At 31.6% G+C, this 24,658-nt stretch carries 22 protein-coding genes; 15 read left to right on the forward strand and 7 right to left on the reverse strand.

The window, feature by feature from the left end; translation table 11 throughout:
* The first annotated feature begins 12 nt into the window (after positions 1–12).
* From P8K68_RS12870 to P8K68_RS12915, 10 genes are all read left to right on the forward strand, one after another.
* Positions 13–342, forward strand: coding sequence for a DNA-directed RNA polymerase subunit omega (locus P8K68_RS12870; protein ID WP_300251672.1), 330 nt, complete (start codon positions 13–15; stop codon positions 340–342).
* Positions 343–429: 87 nt separating this feature from the next.
* A complete protein-coding gene (gene coaBC / locus P8K68_RS12875) occupies positions 430–1,641 on the forward strand; it encodes a bifunctional phosphopantothenoylcysteine decarboxylase/phosphopantothenate--cysteine ligase CoaBC (protein ID WP_300251675.1) in 1,212 nt (403 codons plus the stop codon).
* A complete protein-coding gene (locus tag P8K68_RS12880; protein ID WP_300251679.1) occupies positions 1,634–2,521 on the forward strand; it encodes a DUF4835 family protein in 888 nt (295 codons plus the stop codon). Before coaBC ends, P8K68_RS12880 begins: the two co-directional genes overlap by 8 nt.
* 65 nt (positions 2,522–2,586) lie before the next feature.
* A complete protein-coding gene (gene recN, locus P8K68_RS12885; RefSeq protein ID WP_300251682.1) occupies positions 2,587–4,239 on the forward strand; it encodes a DNA repair protein RecN in 1,653 nt (550 codons plus the stop codon).
* Positions 4,240–4,336: 97 nt separating this feature from the next.
* The gene (locus P8K68_RS12890; protein WP_300251686.1) at positions 4,337–5,152 is read left to right on the forward strand and encodes an SDR family oxidoreductase; all 816 of its coding nucleotides are present in this window, start codon (positions 4,337–4,339) and stop codon (positions 5,150–5,152) included.
* 224 nt (positions 5,153–5,376) lie between these two features.
* Positions 5,377–6,384, forward strand: a complete 1,008-nt coding sequence (locus P8K68_RS12895; RefSeq protein ID WP_300251689.1) for a glycosyltransferase — start codon at positions 5,377–5,379, stop codon at positions 6,382–6,384.
* The gene (locus tag P8K68_RS12900) at positions 6,384–7,340 is read left to right on the forward strand and encodes a YbbR-like domain-containing protein (protein ID WP_300251692.1); all 957 of its coding nucleotides are present in this window, start codon (positions 6,384–6,386) and stop codon (positions 7,338–7,340) included. The genes P8K68_RS12895 and P8K68_RS12900 overlap by 1 nt, the downstream gene beginning before the upstream one ends.
* A complete protein-coding gene (gene coaE, locus P8K68_RS12905; protein ID WP_300251697.1) occupies positions 7,337–7,921 on the forward strand; it encodes a dephospho-CoA kinase in 585 nt (194 codons plus the stop codon). The genes P8K68_RS12900 and coaE overlap by 4 nt, the downstream gene beginning before the upstream one ends.
* A 114-nt stretch (positions 7,922–8,035) precedes the next feature.
* Positions 8,036–9,568, forward strand: a complete 1,533-nt coding sequence (locus P8K68_RS12910) for a HAMP domain-containing sensor histidine kinase (RefSeq protein WP_300251700.1) — start codon at positions 8,036–8,038, stop codon at positions 9,566–9,568.
* A 3-nt stretch (positions 9,569–9,571) separates the two neighbouring features.
* Positions 9,572–10,276, forward strand: coding sequence for a response regulator transcription factor (locus P8K68_RS12915; protein ID WP_300251704.1), 705 nt, complete (start codon positions 9,572–9,574; stop codon positions 10,274–10,276).
* Positions 10,277–10,338: 62 nt separating this feature from the next.
* Here the strand turns inward: P8K68_RS12915 and P8K68_RS12920 are convergent, their stop codons facing one another.
* From P8K68_RS12920 to P8K68_RS12940, 5 genes are all read right to left on the reverse strand, one after another.
* A complete protein-coding gene (locus P8K68_RS12920; RefSeq protein WP_300251707.1) occupies positions 10,339–10,995 on the reverse strand; it encodes an alpha/beta fold hydrolase in 657 nt (218 codons plus the stop codon).
* Entirely contained in the window at positions 10,996–11,334 is a 339-nt protein-coding gene (locus tag P8K68_RS12925) for a hypothetical protein (protein WP_300251710.1), read from the reverse strand. It abuts the gene before it with no gap.
* Between the two features lie 2 nt (positions 11,335–11,336).
* Positions 11,337–12,593 carry a dihydroorotase gene (locus P8K68_RS12930; protein ID WP_300251713.1) on the reverse strand — a complete coding sequence of 419 codons (1,257 nt, stop codon included), beginning with the start codon at positions 12,591–12,593 and terminating at the stop codon, positions 11,337–11,339.
* A complete protein-coding gene (locus P8K68_RS12935; protein ID WP_300251715.1) occupies positions 12,590–14,515 on the reverse strand; it encodes a BatA domain-containing protein in 1,926 nt (641 codons plus the stop codon). The genes P8K68_RS12930 and P8K68_RS12935 overlap by 4 nt, the downstream gene beginning before the upstream one ends.
* Before the next feature lie 371 nt (positions 14,516–14,886).
* Positions 14,887–15,894 carry a glycosyltransferase family 2 protein gene (locus tag P8K68_RS12940; protein ID WP_300251717.1) on the reverse strand — a complete coding sequence of 336 codons (1,008 nt, stop codon included), beginning with the start codon at positions 15,892–15,894 and terminating at the stop codon, positions 14,887–14,889.
* An 87-nt stretch (positions 15,895–15,981) separates the two neighbouring features.
* On the opposite strand from P8K68_RS12940, the gene P8K68_RS12945 reads away from it, so the two are divergent.
* A complete protein-coding gene (locus tag P8K68_RS12945) occupies positions 15,982–17,871 on the forward strand; it encodes a peptidase M61 (protein ID WP_300251719.1) in 1,890 nt (629 codons plus the stop codon).
* Between the two features lie 392 nt (positions 17,872–18,263).
* Here P8K68_RS12945 and P8K68_RS12950 read toward each other — a convergent pair whose 3' ends face one another.
* Complete coding sequence (locus P8K68_RS12950) at positions 18,264–19,028, reverse strand: TIGR02757 family protein (RefSeq protein WP_300251721.1); 765 nt, start codon at positions 19,026–19,028, stop codon at positions 18,264–18,266.
* 9 nt (positions 19,029–19,037) lie between these two features.
* On the reverse strand, positions 19,038–19,703 hold the full coding sequence (locus tag P8K68_RS12955; RefSeq protein WP_300251723.1) for an ABC transporter ATP-binding protein: 666 nt from the start codon (positions 19,701–19,703) through the stop codon (positions 19,038–19,040).
* Positions 19,704–19,835: 132 nt separating this feature from the next.
* On the opposite strand from P8K68_RS12955, the gene folE reads away from it, so the two are divergent.
* The 4 genes from folE (at position 19,836) to yidC (ending at position 24,459) form a co-directional block, all read left to right on the forward strand.
* Complete coding sequence (gene folE / locus P8K68_RS12960; RefSeq protein ID WP_300251725.1) at positions 19,836–20,423, forward strand: GTP cyclohydrolase I FolE; 588 nt, start codon at positions 19,836–19,838, stop codon at positions 20,421–20,423.
* Between the two features lie 43 nt (positions 20,424–20,466).
* Positions 20,467–20,736, forward strand: a complete 270-nt coding sequence (locus P8K68_RS12965; RefSeq protein WP_300251729.1) for a hypothetical protein — start codon at positions 20,467–20,469, stop codon at positions 20,734–20,736.
* 119 nt (positions 20,737–20,855) lie between these two features.
* The gene (locus tag P8K68_RS12970) at positions 20,856–22,490 is read left to right on the forward strand and encodes a CTP synthase (RefSeq protein WP_300251731.1); all 1,635 of its coding nucleotides are present in this window, start codon (positions 20,856–20,858) and stop codon (positions 22,488–22,490) included.
* Between the two features lie 82 nt (positions 22,491–22,572).
* Complete coding sequence (yidC, locus tag P8K68_RS12975; protein WP_300251734.1) at positions 22,573–24,459, forward strand: membrane protein insertase YidC; 1,887 nt, start codon at positions 22,573–22,575, stop codon at positions 24,457–24,459.
* Positions 24,460–24,658 lie beyond the last annotated feature (199 nt).

Below are 24,658 nucleotides of genomic sequence, written 5' to 3' on the forward strand. Positions count from 1 at the left end.
ATTATAATAAGAATGGATTTAAAAAAAACTAATGCTCCTGTTAATACGGTAACGTATGATAGAAATCAAATAGATGAGCCAACAGAGAATATCTATGAGTCAATTTCAATCATTTCAAGACGTGCAGATCAAATTAACACAGAGATTAAAAAAGAACTTATTGATAAGTTAGAAGAATTTGCTACTTACAATGATAGTCTAGAAGAAATTTTTGAAAATAAAGAGCAAATTGAGGTCTCAAAATTTTATGAAAAATTACCAAAACCTCATGCTTTAGCTGTTCAAGAATGGTTAACAGATAAAATTTATTTTAGAAATACAGACGAGGATTCTCAAGAATAATTTCTAAATTTAAACACCATTAAATAAACTCCAATGCCTTTTTTTAAATGGTATTGGAGTTTGTTTGGTTATTAAACAAAGGTTTTTATGAGTATACTAAACGGAAAAAATATTCTATTAGGCGTAACAGGTGGCATTGCTGCTTATAAAACAGCTTCGTTAGTTAGGTTATTTATAAAATCTGGAGCTCAAGTAAAAGTTGTTATGACGCCTTCTGCTAAAGATTTTGTAACTCCTTTAACATTATCAACGCTATCTAAGCATCCTGTGTATTCTTCTTTTACAAATGAAGAAGATGATAATGCCGTTTGGAATAATCATGTAGATTTAGGATTATGGGCAGATTTATTTGTAGTAGCACCAGCAACAGCTAATACCTTATCTAAAATGGCAAATGGTGTTTGCGATAACTTATTATTAGCTACTTATTTATCTGCTAAATGTCCTATTTATTTTGCGCCGACAATGGATTTGGATATGTATAAGCATCCTTCTACACTGCGTTCTTTTGAGAGACTGAATAACTTTGGTAATATTATGATTCCGGCTACTAGTGGAGAATTAGCAAGCGGTTTAGTAGGTGAGGGTAGAATGGCTGAACCTGAGGCTATATTAGCTTTTATACAACAAGATGTTTTAGGTAAACTTCCGCTGCGTGGAAAAAAAGTATTAATTACTGCGGGTCCCACTTACGAAGCTATTGATCCTGTTCGTTTTATTGGTAACCACTCTAGTGGTAAAATGGGATTTGAAATTGCTAAAGTAGCTGCTAATTTAGGGGCTCAGGTTATTTTAGTTACTGGTCCAACACATCAAAAAGTATCTCATGCTCTAATAAATGTTAAACCTGTTGTAAATGCTCAAAGCATGTATGATGAAGTATATAAACATTTTGAAACATCAAACATTGCTATTTTATCTGCGGCAGTGTCAGATTATAAACCAAAAGAAGTCGCGTCTCAGAAAATAAAAAAGAAGTCAGATACGTTAACTTTGGAGTTAGAGAAAACAAAAGATATTTTAGCGTCGTTAGGAGCTATTAAAAAGCAACAATATCTTGTTGGGTTTGCATTAGAAACTAATAATGAATTAGAAAATGCAAAAGGAAAATTAAAAAGAAAGAATTTAAATTTAATTGTCTTAAATTCGTTAAATGATAAAGGAGCAGGCTTTAAAACCGATACGAATAAAGTAACTTTTATTGATAATAAAGAACATATTACGGAATTTCAATTAAAATCGAAAACAGAAGTAGCTAAAGATTTATTAAACAAAATTATAAAAGAAATTGATGCGTAATCTTATAGTTGTATTAATAATTTGCCTAGGATTAAAGGGGTATTCACAAGAGCTGAATTGCAATGTTGTTGTAAATGCAGAACAAACGGGTAATGAAAATTTTCCTATATTCAAAACCCTTGAAAAACAGCTTACAGAGTTTATTAATAATACAAAATGGACTAAAAAAACGTTTAAAGATCAAGAGCGTATTAATTGTAATATGTTTATAAATATTATTAATTATAGTGGTGAAAATTTTCAAGCTACTTTACAAGTTCAGTCTTCTCGACCAATTTACGGTTCTTCTTTAAGTTCACCTATTTACAATTTCAACGATAAAGATTTCAATTTTAAATATCTTGAATTTCAGAATTTAATTTACAATGCCACACAATTTGAATCTAATTTAATTTCTGTTTTAGCATTTCATATAAATATGATTTTGGGCATTGATGCGGATTCTTTTGAAGCCAAAGGTGGCGATGAATATTATAAGCAAGCTCAAATAATTACTAATTATTCGCAGCAAGGAAATTTTAAAGGCTGGAAGTTAGAAGACGGATTGCAAAGTAAATTCACACTTATCGACAATGTGTTGTCGCCTACCTTTAAGGAATACAGAACTGTGCTATACAGCTACCACAGAAGTGGTTTGGATATTATGAGTAAAGATGTTAAAGCTGGTAAGGAAGAAATTGCAACTTCATTAATTACATTACAAGCCATGAATAGCCGTAGACCAAACTCTTTTTTACTTCGAACGTTTTTTGATGCTAAGGCTGAAGAAATTGAACAAATTTTTACAGATGGTCCAAATGTAAACATAGCTAGTTTAAAAGAAACATTACGAAGAATTGCACCCATGCATAATAGCAAATGGCAAAATATTAAGTTTTAAGTGGGTTGTTTTGCGGTTGCAGAAAATACATGTAGCATATTTTATTATGAAAATTATTTAAAGACATGTTAACTTCACTATCTATAAAAAACTACGCCTTAATTGATAATCTTCACGTCAATTTTAATAACGGACTTTCCATAATAACAGGAGAGACCGGTGCTGGTAAATCTATTTTATTAGGTGGTTTATCCTTAATTTTAGGGAAGCGTGCTGATTTGAGTAGCCTAAAAGACAACTCGAAAAAATGCATTATTGAAGCAATTTTTGATATTTCAAATTATAATTTAAAATCACTTTTTGATGCTGAAGATTTTGATTTTGAAACGCAAACTATTATAAGAAGAGAAATCTTGCCTTCTGGAAAGTCTAGAGCTTTTGTAAACGATTCGCCTGTTAATTTAACAAGTTTGCAATTACTTGGAGAGCGTTTAATAGATATCCATTCGCAACACCAAACCTTGCAACTTACTAGTAACGCTTTTCAATTTCAGGTCATTGATGCTTTGGCGAAAAATGAAGATTTACTTCAAAATTATAAAGTAGAATTAAAGGCTTATAAAACGCTTCAAAAAGACTATAAAGAACTTATAACTTTTCAAGCAGAAGCCATTAAGGAGCATGATTATAACGCTTTTTTATTAAACGAATTAGTAGAAGCTAATTTAGTAGAAGGTGAGGTTGAAACTTTAGAAGAAGAATACGAAACCCTTAATAATATTGAAGGTATTCAAGAAAAACTTGCTGAAGCTTATCAGCTTTTAAGTGATGAACAAATGGGTGTTATAACGTCGCTTACCTTATTAAAAAATACGTTACAAAAGCTATCTGGTATGTCTTCAAAGTACCAAGAATTATTCAATAGAGCTCATAGTAGCTTGATAGATATGGATGATTTATTTAGTGAAGTTGATCAATTACAAGATGGCTTAGATGCCGATCCAAAGAGGTTAGAAGTTGTAGATGCTAAGTTAAAAACGATTCATAGTTTGATGCAAAAACATGTAGCAGCTAATGTTTCAGAATTAATTACAATTAAAAATCAACTTGAAGACAAAGTTTTAGTTACCGAAAATTTAGACGAAACGATTAAAAAGAAACTAATAGAAATTGATTCAAAAAAAAGTGAATTAAATGTTATTTCTAAGACCATTCATAAAAATCGTTCTGAAGTTATTCCAGAGTTAAAAAAACAATTAGAAACTATTTTAGTAGATTTAGGAATGCCAAATGCGCAGTTTGAAATAAGCGTTTTAGAAAGTGATATGTTTTATGCTAACGGAAAAGATGATTTATCATTCCTGTTTTCAGCAAATAAAGGTGGAAGTTTTAATGAGTTGAAAAAAGCTGCATCAGGAGGTGAGCTTTCTCGAATTATGTTAGCTATAAAATCTGTTTTAACAAAATATATTCAATTACCAACTATTATGTTTGATGAGATTGATACTGGTGTTTCTGGAGAAATTTCGAATAAAATGGGCGATATTATGTTGCAAATGAGTAAAACCATGCAAGTATTTTCTATTACACACCTACCACAAATTGCAGCTAAAGGGCATTCACATTTTAAAGTTTTTAAAGAAGATGTTAATGAGATAACTCAAACCAATTTGATTAAATTAAATCATGATGATCGTATTGTAGAGATTGCTCAAATGCTTGGAGGTTCAGAAATGTCTTCATCAGCTATTGCGCATGCTAAAGAATTATTAAATTAACTTAATGTCCTATCCAAGACTTTAGGCGAATAAAATCAGAATTTTAATTATTATATTTGCACCCTAATCAACAAATAAGAATAAATAACTAACTAATATGTATAACTTACTAAAAGGAAAAAAAGGAATCATTTTCGGAGCATTAGATTCAAATTCAATTGCTTGGAAAACTGCTGAACGTGTGCATGAAGAAGGCGGACAATTTGTACTTACTAACGCGCCAGTAGCGATGAGAATGGGGCAAATTAATGAGTTAGCAGAAAAAACAGGTTCTCAAATTATTCCTGCTGATGCCACTTCTCTTGAAGATTTACAGAATTTAATTGATAAATCTCAAGAAATTCTTGGAGGAAAAATTGATTTTGTATTGCATTCCATTGGTATGTCTATAAATGTTAGAAAAGGAAAACATTATACAGATCAAAATTATGAATGGACTCAAAAAGGAACTGATGTTTCTGCTATGTCTTTTCATAAATTAATGCAGACTTTGTATAAATCTGATGCTATGAATGAGTGGGGAAGTATCGTCGCTTTAACCTATATGGCCGCACAACGTGTTTTTCCAGATTATAATGATATGGCTGATAATAAAGCCTATTTAGAAAGTATTGCACGTAGTTTTGGGTATTTCTTTGGTAGAGATAAAAAAGTTCGTGTAAATACCATTTCACAATCACCAACACCAACAACAGCAGGTAGTGGCGTTAAAGGTTTTGATGGTTTTATTGCTTACGCAGAAAAAATGTCGCCACTTGGTAATGCTACTGCTCTAGATTGTGCAAATTACACAGTGTCTTTATTTAGTGATTTAACAAAACGCGTAACATTACAAAACTTATTTCATGATGGCGGTTTTAGCAACATGGGTGTAAGTGATGCAGTAATGAGTACGTTTGTAGGAGAAGAATAGAACAACAATTTATATAATGTAAAGCGCCATCTTGAAAAGGGTGGCTTTTTTTATGGCGAGTTTTAAAAAAACCGCGCTATCCGTTACTAGTTTTGGCTCGATGCGCGCCTCGCCAAAAGCTAACCACTACTATCACTCTCGCAGGTGTCCGCAAATTACCTGTCCAATCGAAAAGCACTTGCTAGTTTGCTAATAAATGTAACAAGATTAATTACATTTGTAGTATGCAATTACAGTATTCATTTATAATTCCAGTCTATAATCGACCAAATGAAATTCAAGAACTTTTACAAAGTTTTGAAGCATTAGATGGTAATATCGACTATGAAATTGTAATAATTGAAGATGGTTCAACCAAAACATCAAAAGATGTAGTTGATGCGTTTAATAGCAAATTGAATATCTCTTATTTCTTCAAAGAAAATTCTGGACCAGGCGATTCAAGAAATTTTGGAATGCAACAGGCCAAAGGAAACTATTTTATCATTTTAGATTCTGATTGTATCCTTCCTGCATCCTATTTAATTGAAGTAGATAAAAGTTTAAAAACAGATTATGTAGATTGTTTTGGAGGTCCAGATGCGGCTCACCAGTCGTTTTCAAACCTTCAAAAAGCGATTAATTTCTCGATGACTTCTTTTATAACTACAGGAGGTATTAGAGGAAATAAAAAAAGTGTTGGTAAATTTCAGCCTAGAAGTTTCAATATGGGGCTTTCAAAAAAAGCATTTGAAGATTCAAAGGGATTTGGCTGTATCCATCCTGGTGAAGACCCAGACTTGTCAATCAGGTTATGGAAATTAGGCTATAAAACAAAACTAATTCCAGAAGCTTTTGTATATCATAAACGACGTATTTCTTGGGCTAATTTCTATAAACAAGTTAATAAGTTCGGAATGGTTCGTCCAATTTTAAATAAGTGGCACCCATCAACAAAAAAAATAACGTATTGGTTTCCAACCTTATTTTGTTTAGGTTTAATAATAGCTATTTTTCTATTTGTTTTTGGATTTAAATGGCTATTGATTTGTTATGGACTTTATTTTATAATTGCACTTTTTTTAGCATTATTTAGCACTAAAAATATTATGGCATCAATATTAGTAATACCCGCTATTTTGATTCAGTTTTTAGGTTATGGTTTCGGGTTTTTAAATTCTACTTTTGCGGTTTCTATATTGAATAAAAATCCAGAAACGCACTTCCCTAAATTATTCTTTAATCTGAAGTAATGAGAAAATTAAAAGCAGATATTATAGCATCATTTAAGAATAAAAGAATTAATGTATTCATTTTGTTTTTACTCTCTGCTTTTGTTATTTTAATATTTACTAAGCTTTCAAAATACTACACAAATACTTTGCCTTTTGAGATTGAAAAACTAAATGTGCCTCAAGAAAATGTTATATTAAATGATTCTGTAAAATTAAATATAACATTAAAAACCCATGGTTTTAATTGGTTGAAGTACTACATGTCTAAGCCAAAAATTAAAATAGATTTTAGTAAAGATGTTTATAAAAAAGAGGGCGTTTTTGTTTGGAATAAATCAAAATCCTATTTAAATAACACGCAATTTGAAAAACAGGTTGAGCTTTTAAGTATATCACCAGATCCAGTAACGTTTAGATATGGTGTAAATATGGTAAAAAAAGTACCGGTTGTATTGAATACAAAACTTAGTTTTAGTCCTGGTTTTGATATGTCTAATGATGTGTTTTCAGAACCAGATTCTATTATTGTTGTAGGTCCAAATATACTAGTTTCTCAAATTACTGCTCTTGAAGCTGAACCCATTATTTTAAATGATATAAGAGCAAATATATCAGAAACAGTAAAATTAAAATTACCAAAAAATGCTTCAGATTTAAAATTTTCTTCAAAACAAATTATATTAAAAGGACAAGTAGAAAAGTTTACTGAGGGCACTCTTAAAGTTCCTGTTTTTATAATAAACGCTCCAAAAAACACAAAACTAAAATACTTTCCAAAAGTTGTAAGTGTTTCGTATTATGTAAGTTTAACAAACTTCAATACGATTTCAGTCAAAGATTTTAAGGTGGTTTGTGATTTTAACAAAATTAATGAGAGTCAGTCATTTTTTGTGCCAGAGCTTATTAAATCCCCAGAAGCTGTAAAAAACGCAAAAATAAAGCAGCAACGCATTGAATTTATATTAACAAAATGATTATTGTAGGACTTACAGGAGGTATAGGAAGTGGTAAGACAACTGTAGCAAAGCAGTTTTCTGAATTAGGTATTCCTGTTTATATAGCTGATGAGGAAGCAAAAAAATTGATGCGAAGATCAAAAATCATTAAAAGAAAACTCATCAAATTATTTGGAAAAGAAGCTTATGTTAATGGTGAGTTAAACAAACCATTCTTAGCTAATCTTATCTTTAATGATAAAAGTTATTTGCAAAAAATGAATGCCATAGTACACCCTAAAGTAGCTAGGCATTTTGAAAAATGGGTGCTTAAACAACAAGCCCCTTACGTTATTAAAGAAGTTGCTATACTATTTGAAAATGGAGGGCAAAAAGCATGCGATTTTGTAATTACAGTAACAGCTCCAATAGAAACAAAAATAAAACGTTTACTTAAACGTGATCATACTTCAAAAGAAAAAATTGAAGCCATTATGAAAAATCAATGGACAGATGAAGAAAAAGTCAAGCATTCTCATTTCGTAATTGAAAATATACAACTTGAAAATACGAAACAACAAGTCTTAAAAATTCATGAGAAACTTCTTAATAAAACGTAGTATCTTAAATTTTAACATTTGTGTTAATGTAAGGTTAAAACATAAGATTGCTAAATGTTAAAATGTTAATTTTGAATAATGGGCAAAAAGTTATTTATTCTGTTAATAATACTCATGAGCTTGTCTCTAGTTGGTATTATTGCAATTCAAGCTTATTATATTAATGATTCGGTAAATAACGAAAAGGAACGTTTTAAATTTAATGTTGTAAAAGCATTAAATTATGTGTCTAATACCATTGAAGAAAACGAATCTGAAAAATATTTTTCTAAGTTTATTAATTTAGATAGTGATAAAAAATCAGATGAAGATGCTGTTTCTCAATTACTGATTTACCAAAAAAATAACAGCACAAAAGAAACGCTCATATATAGAAGTAATGTTTTAGAAGAAAACTATAAACTATCTTCTTCGCTCTTTGACATTGGTTTAGACAGCCTTGATATTAAAAATATTACAGCACAATCAACAGCTGAAATATATAATAACTCAGGAACAGACAATAAGGATATTAAAAGTCCTATTTCTAAGATTATTAGAAGCGGTACCATTGATGAAGCACAACGTTTAAGTTTTGATAAGAGTTTTAAAGAAATCTCTAAAAGAACACCAATTCATAAACGTGTCTCTGAAGCAGAGATTAAAAAATTATTAGTACAAAAACTCAGAAAAGATGGTATTGATATTGATTTCGATTTTGCAATTTACAGTAACGATTTAGCAACTAAAGTAAGTAGTGATAACTTTGAATATGATCCAAAATCCAACTTTAAAGTTCCTATATTTTATGATGAAAACAATCAAACACCATATAGGCTCTTAGTAAACTTTCCAGACGATAGAAAGTTTATTTTATCTGGAATTATAGGTATGATATTATTATCAATAATTTTTACATCTATTATCATATTAGCGTATTCAAGTGCTTTGTTTCAGTTGGTAAAGCAGCGTAAAATTTCAGAAATAAAAACAGATTTCATCAATAATATGACGCATGAGTTTAAAACACCAATTGCAACTATAAATCTAGCTTTAGATGCTATTCGGAATCCAAAAGTGATTGATGATAAAGAGAAGGTGTTGCGATACCTTAGAATGATAAAGGAAGAAAATAAACGTATGCATTCGCAAGTTGAAAATGTATTGAGAATATCTAAACTAGAAAAGAATGAGTTAAATATTAGTAAGGATAGAGTCGATTTACACGACTTACTAGAAGATGCATTAACGCATGTTGAGTTAATAGTTGAAGACAGACAAGGCTCTATGAAAACGTTTTTTAAAGCAGATAAAACCTCGGTTTTAGCAAACGAAACGCACTTTACCAATGTAGTAGTAAATATTCTGGATAATGCTATTAAATATTCTCCAGAAGCACCAAAAATTGAAGTATATACTGAAAATGTAGGTACTAATATTATATTAAAAATTAAAGATTATGGTAGCGGTATGAGTAAAGCAGCTGCCAAAAGAGTGTTCGAAAAGTTTTATAGAGAACACACAGGAAATATTCATAACGTAAAAGGCCATGGTTTAGGTTTGGCTTACGTTAAGAGAATTGTAGAAGACCATCAAGGTCATGTATCAGTAGAATCAGAAAAAGACAAAGGAAGCACTTTTATAATAAAGCTTCCACTAATATCATAAACTATGGAAGAACATAAAAAAAGAATATTATTAGTAGAAGACGATCCAAATTTCGGAACCGTTCTTAAAGATTATTTAATGATGAATGATTACGAAGTTACACATGCCAAAAATGGGATGGAAGGCTTTGAGAAATTCAAGAAAGACGATTTCGATTTATGTATTCTAGATGTTATGATGCCTTATAAAGATGGCTTTACTTTGGCAAAAGAAATCAGAGAAAAAAACACCGATGTTCCCATTATATTTCTAACTGCTAAAACGATGAAAGAAGACGTTTTAAGAGGGTATAAAGTAGGGGCAGACGATTACCTAAATAAACCTTTTGATAGCGAGGTGCTTTTAATGAAAATCAAAGCCATTATCCAAAGAAAGGCGACTGAAACCATTTCAGATAGTAAGCAATTCGAGTTTAAAATCGGTCGTTTCGATTTAAACTCAAAACTACGTTTTCTAAAGTTCGATGGACAAGATCCAGTAAAATTATCGCCAAAAGAAAATGAGTTATTGCGTTTATTAGCATTGCATGAAAACGATTTAATGCCACGAGAATTGGCATTAACCAAAATATGGCGCGACGATAACTATTTTACATCACGAAGTATGGATGTATACATCGCGAAACTACGTAAGTATATGAAATTAGACGATAAAGTAGAAATACTTAACATCCACGGTGAAGGTTTCAGATTGGTAGTAAACAGTTAGAAAATCTAATTTTATGATATTTAAAATCCAGCTTCGTGCTGGATTTTTTTATGTCACCAATATCAAAGACGTTTCATCAACCAATCCTTAAACTCATAGAAATTTTGAGGCGCAACACCATGTCCCACAGGAAACTCTGAATACTTGAACTTAATGTTTAGTCCGTCCAAAAAAGGTGGTGTAAGTCTCGCCCAATTAATAGGAATCACTTGGTCTGCGCTTCCGTGAGAGCAGTAAAAATCTAAACTAGAATAATCTCTAGTTTCAAAACCTTCAGGGTAAATATCTTTATTAATATAACCACTAAGCGCAACAATGTTTTTTACTTTTTCAGGATAGGTAAGTGCCACGGCATAACTTAAAATAGACCCTTGACTAAAACCTAAAAGCGACACATTGTTTTTGTTAACAGGGTAGGCGGCAACGGCTTCGTCAATAAATTTGGCAATTAAATCCCGAGATGCTTTTGCTTGTTCATTATCGCTCCACTTGCCTTTATCAGCATCAAAATTTATAGCGTACCAAGCATTTCCATAAGGTTGCATAGGGTATGGTGCTTTTAATGAAATGATAAAAAGTTCTTCTGGTAATTCAGAAGCAAAAGAAAATAAATCGTTTTCATCGCTACCATAACCATGCAACATAATGAGTAGCGGTGCATTTTCGGTTAAACTAGATTTACGAATAATATGTTGCAAAGAGAGGTTAGTATTTACCATTTATGAACCAAGGTTTGAAAATATTTTTTGGTAGAAGCTACCCACTAATGGAACTGCTTGTGTTTTTCTTCCAATAGCATTTGTAAAACCATAAATGAAAAGAACAGCAAAAAACAGATAAAATGCCGAAGTAATTAACCAGCTATTAAAGCTCCCAATGATATAGCCTAAAGCAAAAAAAGTAAGCCATAAACCTAGAGATTGTCTAATATGAAAACTAGCAAACGGACTCATTTTACCGTCTTCATTATTTAAGTAATAGGCTATAATAACCCCAAATATGGTTATATAACTTATAATGGCGTTTTGGCGGCCCTTATCTATATCTTGTTCTGTCATGATTAAGAATTTAAAACGGCTTGGTTGTTTGCAATAATACCATAAGCCTTTCCTTTTAAAGATGCATTTAAAAAAATAGCGTTTTTAGATTTTGATACGATATCGTTTTTAGAAAATGTGTATTTAGTAACTGGATTAAAGAGTGCGATATTTGCAGTATTACCAACAGCTATTGGTACCGCTTCAATACCAAATCTAGTTTTTCCTTTTGTTAAAAGATCAATTGTTTTTTTAGTAGTGAATATACTTTGTAAAGCTCCAAAAGCACTTTCTAGACCAATCGTCCCGTAACTAGCATGATCAAACTCTATTTTTTTATCTTCAATATCAATAGGGTTATGGTCTGTAGTTACCATATCTATGGTGCCATCTTTTAAGCCATAAATTAAAGCATCTATATCTGTTTGTGTTCTAAGTGGCGGTAATACTTTATAGTTGGTGTCAAAATCCGTTAAAACAGCATCAGAGAAGTATAAGTTATGGATGGCCACACTACAAGTAATATCTAATTTCTTCTTTTTAGCTTCTCTAATCAAAGCTACTGATGTGGCTGTTGAAATGGTTGGGATGTGTAATTTTCCGCCAGTATATTCTAGCAAAAACAAATCTCTAGCTACTTGTAACTCTTCTGCTAAAGCAGGAATCCCTTTTAAGCCTAATTTGGTACTCGTGAGGTTCTCATTCATAACGCCGTTTCCAGAAATTTTATGTTCTTGAGGAAAGGAGCATACTAAACCATCAAAATTACTAGCATATTGCAAAGCAATTTTCATTAAGTTAGGATTTGAAATGGGGCTTTTGTAATCATAAAATGCTACTGCGCCAGCAGTACTCATATCATAAAGTTCTGCTAAGTGTTCGCCTTTACTAGCAACTGTTAACGCGCCCATTGGTAATAAGCTAACCGCATTGTTATTCGCTTTAGAATTTAAAAACGTAATGTCTGAATTGGAATCTATTACAGGATTTGTATTAGCATTTACAGCAACGGCAGTAAAACCTGAATGTGCTGCTGTTTTGAGTCCGTTTTGTATGGTTTCGCGTTCTTCAAATCCAGGTTCTCCAAAACTCACACTACTATCAAACCAGCCTTGAGAAATATGGAGGTTGTCAAGATTAATTTCTTTGTAGTTTTTAGGGTTTTTAATGCTGCTGGAAATCTTAGTAATCTTGCCATTTTCAATTAACAAATCTTGAGTTGTATTATGAAACTCGCTTTTTGAGTCTATAATTGTGGCAGATTTTATAAGTATGTTCATTTAAAGAATTTTAAGATGAGCATTTCAATAATCAATAACGCTAATGCAAAAATAACAAACCATTTCCATAAGGCGTTAACTTTTGTGTCACTTTTTATGGTATCGAAAATTTCTGTAATGGAATCACTAACGGTTGCATGCTCTAATGAAGAAAGGTCTTTGTAAGCTAACTCACTTTCGGTTCTACTAAAATTATAACTCACATTTTTTACAACTTCATTTTTATTAATTACGGCGTAAGTACCTGCTTCTGTTGGTGCTTCAGCAGTATTTACGACAACCTTATTATTAAAATATTGCTGTTTTGGGATGATACTAATGTTATCCTTTTCTAATGATAAAACTGCGTCTTGTTGCATTTCTGTATCCACATCAAAGGAGTTTTCTTTACCTATAGTGTAATATAACTCTGGAATTTTAAAACTTTGTTTTGCAATGTTGTATAGCGTAGGAACGATTAAAGGCGAATTTTTAAAACTTGAATTTTTTTGGTTTAAAGGGGATGTAAAAATAAAGGCATTTTTATGCTGACCTAGAAAGGGTTTATCATCTTCAAATTTTAAAACGGAGGTTAAATTATTTGAAACGATGCCGTAAAAACTATTCACTTTTGGGTATTGAAAGTTTTTTACTTGCTTTTCAAAAACGCCATTGCTATATAATGGATGTGAGTATTTTATAGTGGTGATGCGTTTTTCAGAGCTTACTAAATCATTAAAAGCGCTATTGTAATTAACTAATAATTGATTGTATGATTCGGTATTACTATTTTTTGAAGGGATTACGATTATAGAACCTCCTTGATTGGTAAACTGTTTTAAGGCCGAAGTTAAAGCCACTGGAATACTATTTAGTTCATTTAAAATGATAAGGTTTTGCTTATCAATCAAATTGTAATTTAGTTGACGTTCCGGAGTTGATGTGTAATTAAATTCAGTATTTGTATAAATCCGTTTTAGGAAGGCATCATCATCACCATTAATAACCAAAACATTAATTTTTGAAGGTTTATTTATGTTGAAAAATAACGTATTGTCAAACTGCAAATTAGAATCATTAATTGTTATTTTTCCATTTATTATTTGATTAGTAGGAAGTGAAAATACGGTTTCAGCTTCACGCTCAATAGCTACTGAAGTTTTAGCAATTAGCTTATCATCATGATATAACGAAACGGGTAAATTATCAATAGCTGTACCGCTATTTTTCAGTGTTACTTTTAATTCAATTGCAGTGGGATTGGTCTCAGAAATATAAAGGCTATCAATGGCAATATTGTTTTTATTAACAGGGTTTAATTTTACAAAATTTAAGTTGTTTAACGAGTCTGATTTAATTTCAATATTGGATTCATCTTCTTGAAAATCAGTTATTAATATAATATTATTTAAAGTATTTGTTTTTTCATTTAAAAAGGTCTTGCTTTTTAATAAAGCAGCTTCAGATGTTAATGCGTTTGATGAATAATTAAGTTTTAATAAGTCATTTTTAATAGCCTTTAAAGAGGTGTTTTTAAAAATAGCATCATTAGTAAAAATCGATATATTTTCATTTTCTGGGACGTTAGAAATAATGTCTTGTACAGCACGTTTTAATAACTCACCTTGATTCCCTTTAGCTTGCATACTAAACGAATTATCTAAATAAATAACCGTTTCTTTTTCGGTTTTAAAGGCATCAGATTTTGAAGTAAAAGGTTGGGCAAAAGCAAAAACTAAAGCCGCAAGTAAAAGCATTCGAGTTAAAAGAATTAACCACTTTTTTATTTGCGAACTTTTACGAGTTTGAAGTGTTGCTTCTTTAAGAAAAGCCACATTTGTGAATGCCACTTTTTGGAACTTACGAAGCTGAAATAAATGAATAATAATAGGAATGAGCAGTAAAAATAATGCGTAAAGAAGTTCTGGGTGTTTAAACTGCATGTCTTTTTTAGATTGCCCAAATATAGAAAATGCAATTGAATTTATAAAGGTGCTTTTTGGTAATTAAATTATTAATAATTGCAAAAACACCTCTAAAGTCCGCTCAAGGGGACAATCCAAACCAAGAAGTTTAAAATGAAAGCATTATAGTTTATAACTATTAAGTTCTATTCAGTAGAAAAAAATAAAAAAAAGCTTTAACAAAAACAACCAAATCACAAACCTATACGAATAGCCTAACCATAACAGTTTTTCCCTTGACGGGACTTAAGGGGCGTATCACAAAGACACTAAAACATTTCTGTGTGCCAAACCTGAAATGTATAATAAGGCGTTATTTATCTTAAAATCAAAAAGTTATAAGAACGAAATTAACAAAAGAAAACATAATCATCCAAAGACTTCATTTTCAATTTACTCAAATATGCTCTAATTTCAAATTGCGCTTCTTTATTAGCAACAGTAATAATACTCTGCGTATTTTCAATAGCATCTAAATCACAAAAAGGTCTTAATATTTTACCATAAATATCTTTTCCAATTTTTTTTGGGTTATCGCAAATCCATTCAAACTCCATATTTTTTTCAACAAGCGATTTAGCAATAAACTTTCCTTTGTTTCCTGCGCCCCAAACCACAAGTGTTTTTTTTGAATTATAATCTAATTCTAAAAAATAATCTAGTTTTAAAGGTATAAAATGATTCTCAGCATAATGCGCATCGGTTCTTGAGGTACGATGGCCATAATCTCTCCAATCATGTAAGACAACATCACAGGGAATGCACTTAAAATCATGTTTATAAAACCGAAAGGCTAAATCGTAGTCCTCAGGATATTTATTAGGGTTAAATGCATCGCAAGCTATTAAATCGGTTCTGTGAATCATCCAACACGGAGAGGGGATAACACATTCTTTATAGATTTCAGAAAAGTTAGTGCCTTTTTTAGTTAAGGTATTCAGCCAAATCTCATAACTTTTATAACCTGCTTTAATACCTTCTGCAGAAAAATAATTAACCAAACCCACTGAAAGATATCCTTTTCCATGATTCAATAAATTACCAGCCAATACTTCTAGTTTGTTGGGTTGCATTAAATCATCACTATCCATACGCGTTATTAATGCCCCAGAACTTGTTTTAAAAGCCAATTGTAAAGCATCAATAATACCACTTCCAGAGTTTTTTAAAAGCGTAATTCTTTCGTCATTTTTGGCAAAATCATCTACTACAGAAAAACTGTTGTCTGTAGAGTTATCATCAATAATGATTAACTCCCAATGGGTGTAGGTTTGATCTATAATAGATTTTAAACAACCCCCTATAAATGCTTCAGTATTCTTAAACGGAATTAATATGCTAATTAACAGATTTTGCATACTGCGAATTTAACAAAACCTTAAGAAAGGAGACGGTAACAATATGGTAATTTGCACGTCAATTAAAAAAATATAAAAAACAATTTAATGAATACAAAAACACTATTCGCTTTTTTCGCTGGTGCTTTGTTAGTTGCCTGTGGAACAACTAAAAATACAGCTAATGATTTAGCAACAAGTTTGCCTATTGAAACTTCAATAAATTTATCTGATATTACAGATGATAAAGCACCTGTTACAATTAATCCAGGTCGTTTTACGGTTGAAACGGTCACTTATAGACTTCCTAGAGTGGTGCAAGGGACATACTCTGTAAGTGATTTTGGTAGATATATAGACGATTTTAAGGCCTTTGATTATCAAGGAAACGAAATGGTTGTAAATAAAATAGATACTAATTCTTGGACCATTGCTAATGCCAAACAATTAGACAAAATTTCGTATTTAGTTAATGATACTTATGATATTGAAGTTAGTGGAGGTATAGGCAAAGACACACCCTTTTCGCCGTCAGGAACAAATTTAGAACCTAATAATTACGTTTTAAACCTACATGGATTTATTGGTTATTTTGATTCATTAAAAAACAATCAATATAAACTAGATGTTACCGCCTCATCAGATTTTGTTCGTACTTCAGCTTTACAAAATGTTAGTTCAAAACCGAGTGAAGATGGAACATCTACAACAACAAGTTATGTAGCACCAAGATATTTCGACATAACAGATAACCCTATGATGTATGGTAATTTGGATGTTGAAGAATTTCTGGTTGGCGATATCAAAATTGTATTAAGTGTTTATTCTCCAAACAAAGTGCACTCAGCAAAATCACTTAAAGACGTTGTTTTTAAAATGATGAAAGCTCAAAAAGCTTACTTAGGCGATATTAATTCTACGCCACGTTATGATATTTACTTGTATTTATCTGAAGGTGAAGAAGATTCTCCTAAAGGATTTGGTGCTCTAGAACACCACACATCAACCGTAGTAGTATTACCAGAATCAATGGATGAAGTTGCTTTAGCAGAAAGCATGACAGATGTTGTGTCTCATGAGTTTTTTCATATTGTAACACCGTTAAGTGTGCATTCAGAAGATGTGCATTATTTCGATTATAACAATCCAACATTTTCAAAGCATTTATGGATGTACGAAGGTGTAACCGAATATTTTGCAACCTTATTTCAAGTTGACCAAGGTTTAGTTGAAGAATCAGAATTCTACGCCAAAATATTGAGTAAAATTCAGCGCTCAAAGAGTTTAAACGACGCTATGAGTTTTACGATTATGAGCGAAAATATTTTAAAAGCCCCTTACAAAGACCAGTATTTAAACGTGTACCAAAAAGGCGCATTAATAGGTATGTGTATAGACATTTTGATGCGCGAAGCAAGTAACGGAAACAGAGGCATCCTGTCGTTAATGAAAGAGTTATCCAATAAATACGGAAAAAACAAACCGTTTGAAGACGATAAGCTTATTGAAGAAATTACAGCAATGACGTATCCATCTGTAGGCGAATTTTTAACCACACATGTGGTTGGAGACCTTCCAATTAATTACAATAACTTTTTCGAAAAAGTAGGTTTAGAAATAGCAGATGGTAAAGTTGAAACAAATTATATACTGTTAAACGGAGCACCAATAGTTAGTGGAGACCCAAATAGAGGCATCTTTTTTGTAGAGAGCGTTTTAGAAAATAGTTTTTGGAAAGAGCAAGGCGCCCAACCCAACGATATTATAAAATCTATTGATGGAAAAGAAGTAACACTTCAAAATGCTAACGCTATTTTAGGTGAAGTTTTCGGTTGGAAACTAGGAAGAGATATAGAGGTAAAATTAGAAAGAGATGGTAAAGAAGTTATTATTAAAACAACCACCACTCAAGGTTACACAACTGGAAAAGCATTAAAGGTAAAAGAAAACGCTACAGATGCCCAAAATGCATTACGCGAAGCTTGGTTAAAAGGATAAACCAATTTATAATCTACAATTTGAAAATAACGATTGATAAATTTTATATTTGTCGGTCGTTTTTTTTTTTATGGCGTTACCCAAAAGGGTCGGGCTTTCCGCTGTATCTTTTTAAAGCGTATTGCGAAGACGAACAACATGGCAATCTTTTAAATTTTAGCCCTATAAAAGGCATCTTTTTTTAAGCTTTAAAAAGGATGCCGCTTCAATCCCTAACGCGGTTTGGCCCGCAGTTTTTTCTCATAAATCCGAAAATATTTAGTGTACTTGAAAAAATCACTCTTTGTCATTTCGGAGGTAGGAAATCTTATAATCAAAATCTAATATGATTAATTCTACGAGATGTCTCAATCCTGCTTCATTTCGAATTGATAAACTGTATTTAAATAATATTAAAATCCTTCAAAAACACCCAAACCAAATAAAGCAAAATCATATTTAACAGGGTCTTTAGCGTCTAGATTTCTTAAAGCAGTATCTAATTCTAATAAGGCTTTGGCATCGTTTTGTTTTCTTTTTAATAAGCCTAATTTTCTAGCTACATTTCCAGAATGCACATCTAGTGGACAGGATAATAGGCTAGGAGAGATGCTTTTCCATATACCAAAATCTACGCCAGCGTGGTCGTTTCTAACCATCCAACGTAAAAACATATTGATACGTTTGGCAGCAGAGTTTTTTAAAGGATCGCTAACATGTTTTTCGGTACGCTTTAAATGTTCTATTTCAAAAAAAGTGGATTTAAAACTTGAAATGGATTTTTGAAGTGAGTTGTTTTCAATATGTTTTGAAAACACCGATTCTAAGCCATTATATTTGGTGTAAATATGCTGAAGTGATTTTATAAACTGAATAAAATCGTCGCCGTTAAAAGTTCTGTGTACAAAGGTTAAAAGCTTTTCTAAATCTGTCTCTTGATGATTCATTATAAAATCATGCGGCGCATTATCCAATAATTGCGTAATTCGCTTACTGTTATTTATAATACTTTTTCGGTTTCCCCATGCTATAGTTGCGGTTAAAAACCCTGAAATCTCAATATCTTCTTTTTTAGTGAATTGATGCGGGATTTGAATGGGATCACTCTTAATAAATTTCGGGTTGTTATATTGCTGGACTTTTGCGTCAAGAAATTCTTTGAGTTCGGCTTTATTCAAAATTTTTGCTTATTGATTAACAATTAAACCATCAACCATAGTCAGTTTTCTATCAGCCATATTTGCTAACTCTTCATTGTGGGTTACAATTACAAAGGTTTGACCAAACTCATCACGGAGTTTAAAAAATAAGTTGTGTAAATTTTCAGCAGATTCGCTATCCAAATTTCCAGAAGGTTCATCGGCAAAAATTAAATCAGGATTGTTAATTAATGCTCTAGCCACGGCAACACGTTGTTGTTCTCCTCCAGAAAGTTCATTTGGTTTATGATCATAACGCTGCGATAATCCTAAAAAATCTAGAAGCTCTTTAGCTCTTTTTTCCGCATCCGTCTTTTTTGTACCTTTTATAAATGCGGGTAAACAAACATTTTCAATAGCCGTAAATTCAGGAAGCAATTGATGAAACTGAAATATAAAACCAATATGTTCGTTCCTAAATTTAGCTAAAGTTTTGTCTTTAAGAGAATTTATATTGGTGTTATTTATTATTAATTCATAACCATTTATTGAAGTCGCTTTATCTAATGTACCTAAGATATGAAGTAATGTTGTTTTTCCAGCACCAGAAGCACCAACAATCGATACAATATCGCCTTTTTTAATGTGGATATCCACACCTTTTAAAACTTGTAAATCACCGTAATATTTATGAATGTTTTTTGCTTGAATCATCTGTAAAAAAATAACAGCTGTGAAATTACTACTTTATACTGTTAAGAACAATTAAGATTACTTTTTATTGTAAAAACCATATTATGCTTATATTTAAATAAAAATTAGTTTTTACACTACAAATAATTAGATATGCCATACAGGAGTTTCGAGGAATACAATAATGAAGTAACGGAGGATGTTAAGAAAAGATATGAAGACATTATTAAGGATTTAGGCGAAGATACTGCGCGTGATGGTCTTTTAAAAACACCTGAACGTGCCGCAAAAGCGATGCAGTTTTTAACACAAGGCTACGAACAAGATCCGGTTGAAATTCTTAAAAGCGCCATGTTTAAAGAGTCATATAACGAAATGGTTATTGTAAAAGATATTGAACTCTATTCGCTTTGTGAACATCATATTTTACCGTTTTTTGGAAAAGCACATATTGCCTACATTCCAAACGGACAAATTGTTGGTTTAAGTAAATTACCGAGAATAGTTGATGTTTTTGCAAGACGCTTACAAGTACAAGAACGGTTAACAGAACAAGTTTTAGACTGTATAAATGACACATTAAAACCTTTAGGTGTTGCCGTCGTTATTGAAGCATCTCACATGTGTATGATGATGCGTGGTGTGCAAAAGCAAAACTCTATTACTACAACTTCTGGGTTTAGAGGGCAGTTTGAAAAAATTGAAACTAGAAATGAATTTTTAAAGCTTATTGGAAAATAAACTTGGTATGTTTCTTGTTATATTTTTAGTAAAATAAACTATAATGAATTTAGAGAAATTAAGTAAATATAAAAAGTTAGGATTAAGTCTTGTATTTGATGCTATAGGTATGCTCACCATCTTCGATATTATTTGGGCTCCTTTATCTGGCTATTTAATGAGTAAAATGTATAAAGGCACTAAAGGTAAAATAGCTGGTGTTGTATCTTTTATTGAAGAAATTATACCAGGATTTGATATTATTCCAACTTTTACAATTATGTGGCTTTTAACCTATGTGTTTCAGAAGGAGGCGGAAGTGATTGAGGTTTAGTGTGTTTAAAATAGAAAACATCAAATTTAATTGTTAATAATTACCTTTTAAATAACTAAAAAACAATTCCCTAATAACTATTTAAATTTTGTAAATTTGCCTGCGTTTATAAGCGCATCATGACAACTACAGCAAAATACATATTTGTAACCGGCGGTGTTACATCTTCCTTAGGAAAAGGCATCATAGCAGCTTCTCTTGCTAAACTACTTCAAGCACAAGGCTATAGAGTAACCATTCAGAAATTAGACCCCTATATAAACGTAGATCCGGGAACTTTAAATCCATATGAGCACGGAGAATGTTATGTAACTGAAGATGGCGCTGAAACAGATTTAGATTTAGGACACTATGAGCGTTTTTTAAACCGACCAACAAGTCAGGCTAATAACGTAACCACTGGTAGAATTTACCAAAGTGTGATTGAAAAAGAGCGTCGTGGTGAGTTTTTAGGAAAAACAGTTCAGGTAGTTCCACATATTACCAACGAGATTAAAGAACGTATTCAGATTTTAGGTAAATCTGGTGATTATGATATTGTTATAACAGAGATTGGTGGAACTGTAGGTGATATTGAGTCCTTGCCATATATAGAAGCCGTACGTCAATTACGTTGGGATTTAGGAGAAAATAACGGTATAGTTATTCATTTAACCTTAGTGCCCTATTTATCTGCTGCCGGCGAATTAAAAACAAAACCTACGCAACATAGCGTAAAAACACTCATGGAAAGTGGTGTGCAAGCCGATATTTTAGTCTGTAGAACAGAATACGATTTGCCAAAAGAATTACGTCGTAAACTAGCCTTATTTTGTAACGTTAAGGAAGAAGCTGTGATTCAGTCTATAGATGCATCTACAATTTATGATGTACCTAATTTAATGCTGGAAGAAGGTTTAGATAAGGTGGTTCTTGAAAAGTTAAAACTTAAAAGCTCAAAACCAGATATAGATTTATGGAATAAGTTTGTACATCGTCATAAAAATCCAAAAACCGAAATTACTATTGGTCTAATTGGTAAGTATGTAGAATTACAAGATTCTTATAAATCAATATTAGAAGCATTCATTCACGCTGGCGCAGAAAATGAAGTAAAAGTTAATGTGGAATCTATTCATTCAGAATATATAAACAGTGATAATGCAAAACTAAAGTTAGGACATTTAGATGGTGTATTGGTGGCACCAGGTTTTGGAGAGCGTGGTATTGATGGTAAAATAGATGCCGTTAAGTTTGTACGTGAAAACAATGTGCCTTTTTTAGGAATTTGTTTAGGTATGCAAATGGCGGTTATTGAGTTCTCTCGAAATGTTTTAGGAATTAGTGATGCAGATTCTACTGAAATGAACTCTGACACCAAAAACGCAGTAATTGGTTTAATGGAAGACCAAAAAACAATTACAGATAAAGGCGGTACTATGCGATTAGGAGCTTGGGCTTGTGACTTGAAAACAGGAAGTAAAGTTCGCGATATTTATAAAGCAGAAAGTATTACTGAACGTCACAGACATCGTTACGAATTTAATAGCAAATTTAAAGCACAGATTGAGGCTGCAGGTATGAAAGCTACAGGTTTAAATCCAGATACAGGCTTAGTAGAGATTGTTGAAATTCCAGAACACCCTTGGTTTGTTGGAGTACAATATCATCCAGAATATAAAAGTACAGTTGCAAATCCACACCCATTATTTGTGGCATTTGTAAAAGCAGCTTTTACACATAAGAAAAAAAAGAAAAGTGCCACTATGGCATAATATAAATAGTGGATAGTTTTTTGATAAGCTATTGTCATTCCTGCGCAAGCAAGAATCTTTTTAACCGATACGGAATAAATACATGGAAGAGAAAAAATTAGATATTAATTCGATTATAGGGTTTGTACTTATATTCGGAATTTTAGCATATATGCTTTGGCAAAATCAACCTACGCCAGAAGAATTAGAAGCTCAAGAAAAAGCTAAGCAAGAACAAGTTGAAGCAGAACAGAAAGTTAAAAATCAAGAGCAAACCTTTGTAACTAATGCTAAGGATTATGTTGTTGGTTCTGGAGCAGATTCTCTTCAAATGGTTCAGTTAAATAATAAATTAGGTGCGTTCGCATACTCAGCAATGCAATCAACAGATAAAGAAACGGTTGTTGAAAGTGATTTGTTAGCGCTTACGTTTAATAACAAAGGTGGATATCTTTCTGAAGTAAGATTAAAACAATTTGTAGATTACGACTCCATTCCAATCTATATGATTAAGGATAATAATGCCTCTTTCAATATTAATTTTGGAACTACTGATAGTCGAATCCTTAATACCAAAGATTTACCATTTGTTCCTTCCGTAACTAAAAGAGGCGATATCACTGTGGTTTCTATGAAACTTAAGGTTTCTGAAAGTCAGTTTTTAGAGTATCGTTATGAGTTGAAAGCGGGCGATTATATGATAGATTTTACAATCCGTTCTCAAGGTTTAAGTAGTATTATTAATAGTTCTCAAGCTATTAATTTAGATTGGAAATTGAAAGGTTATCGTCATGCTAAGAGTATTTCTTATGAAAATAGATATACAGATGTCCACTATGATTATGAAGATGGAAAAGCAGATTATACTAGAGATGGTGAGGATGATATAGAAGATGTAGCATGGGTTGGCTATAAACAACACTTTTTCTCTTCAGTGTTATTAACAGATACACGTTTTAAAAATGTAAAAGTTAAAACTGAAAATTTAGTAAAAGAAGAAACTATAGATACCGTTTATACTAAAAGCTTTGCAACTACAATTCCTTTAGAATTGCAAGGTGGCGAAATTAATCAATCCATGGATTGGTATTATGGTCCTAGTGATTTTAAAGTTCTAGATACTTACAATAGAAATTTAGATGAATTAGTCCCATTTGGTTGGGGATTATTTGGTTGGATAAACCGATATATTTTTATGCCTCTTTTTGGCTTTTTAGGTGGATTTATGCCTTATGGTATTGCGATTGTAGTAATGACCATTTTAGTGAAGATATTATTATCCTTTGTGCAGTACAAACAGTTTTTATCTCAGGCAAAAATGAAAATTTTAAAGCCTGAACTTGACGAAATTAGAGAAAAGCATAAGGATAACAAAATGAAAGCGCAACAAGAAACTATGGCGTTGCAAACCAAAGCGGGAGCAAGCCCTATGGCTGGATGTTTACCAGCCTTAGTTCAGTTGCCTGTATTTTATGCATTATTTCAATTCTTCCCTTCTGCGTTTGATTTGAGACAAAAATCGTTCCTTTGGGTAAAAGATTTATCATCATACGACGTGATAGCTAACTTGCCATTCAATATTCCTTTTTATGGTAACCACGTTAGTTTATTCCCGATTTTAGCATCTATTGCTATTTTCTTTTACATGCGTTTAACTACAGGGCAAAATATGCAATCGGCACCACAGCAAGAAGGGATGCCAGATATGGGGAAAATGATGAAATACATGATGTATTTCTCACCAATCATGATGTTGTTTTTCTTTAATAATTATGCGTCTGGTTTAAGTTTATATTACTTTATTTCAAACTTAATTAGTATTGGAATCATCTTGGTTATTAAAAACTTTATTCTTGATGAAGATAAAATTCACGCACAGATTCAAGAGAAGAAAAAGCAACCTAAAAAGCAAAATCGTTTTCAGAAAAAAATGGCTGATATGATGGAGCAGGCAGAAAAGCAAAAACAAGCACAACAAAAACGTAAATAAATTATATAAGTAATTTTATCCTGCGAGGTTTTCAATACCTTGTAGGTATTATGAAATTAAAAAAGCTGTCAAGAAAATCATTTTGGCAGCTTTTTTGTTATAACAAATCAAAAGTTTATTCGTTACTTAAGTATCATTTCCAGGAAATTTATAAAAGCAAAATTAAAAATGAAAAGAGTTTATATTGTATTATTTCTTT

Source organism: Algibacter sp. (genome assembly GCF_029245835.1).
Lineage (GTDB): Bacteria > Bacteroidota > Bacteroidia > Flavobacteriales > Flavobacteriaceae > Algibacter_B.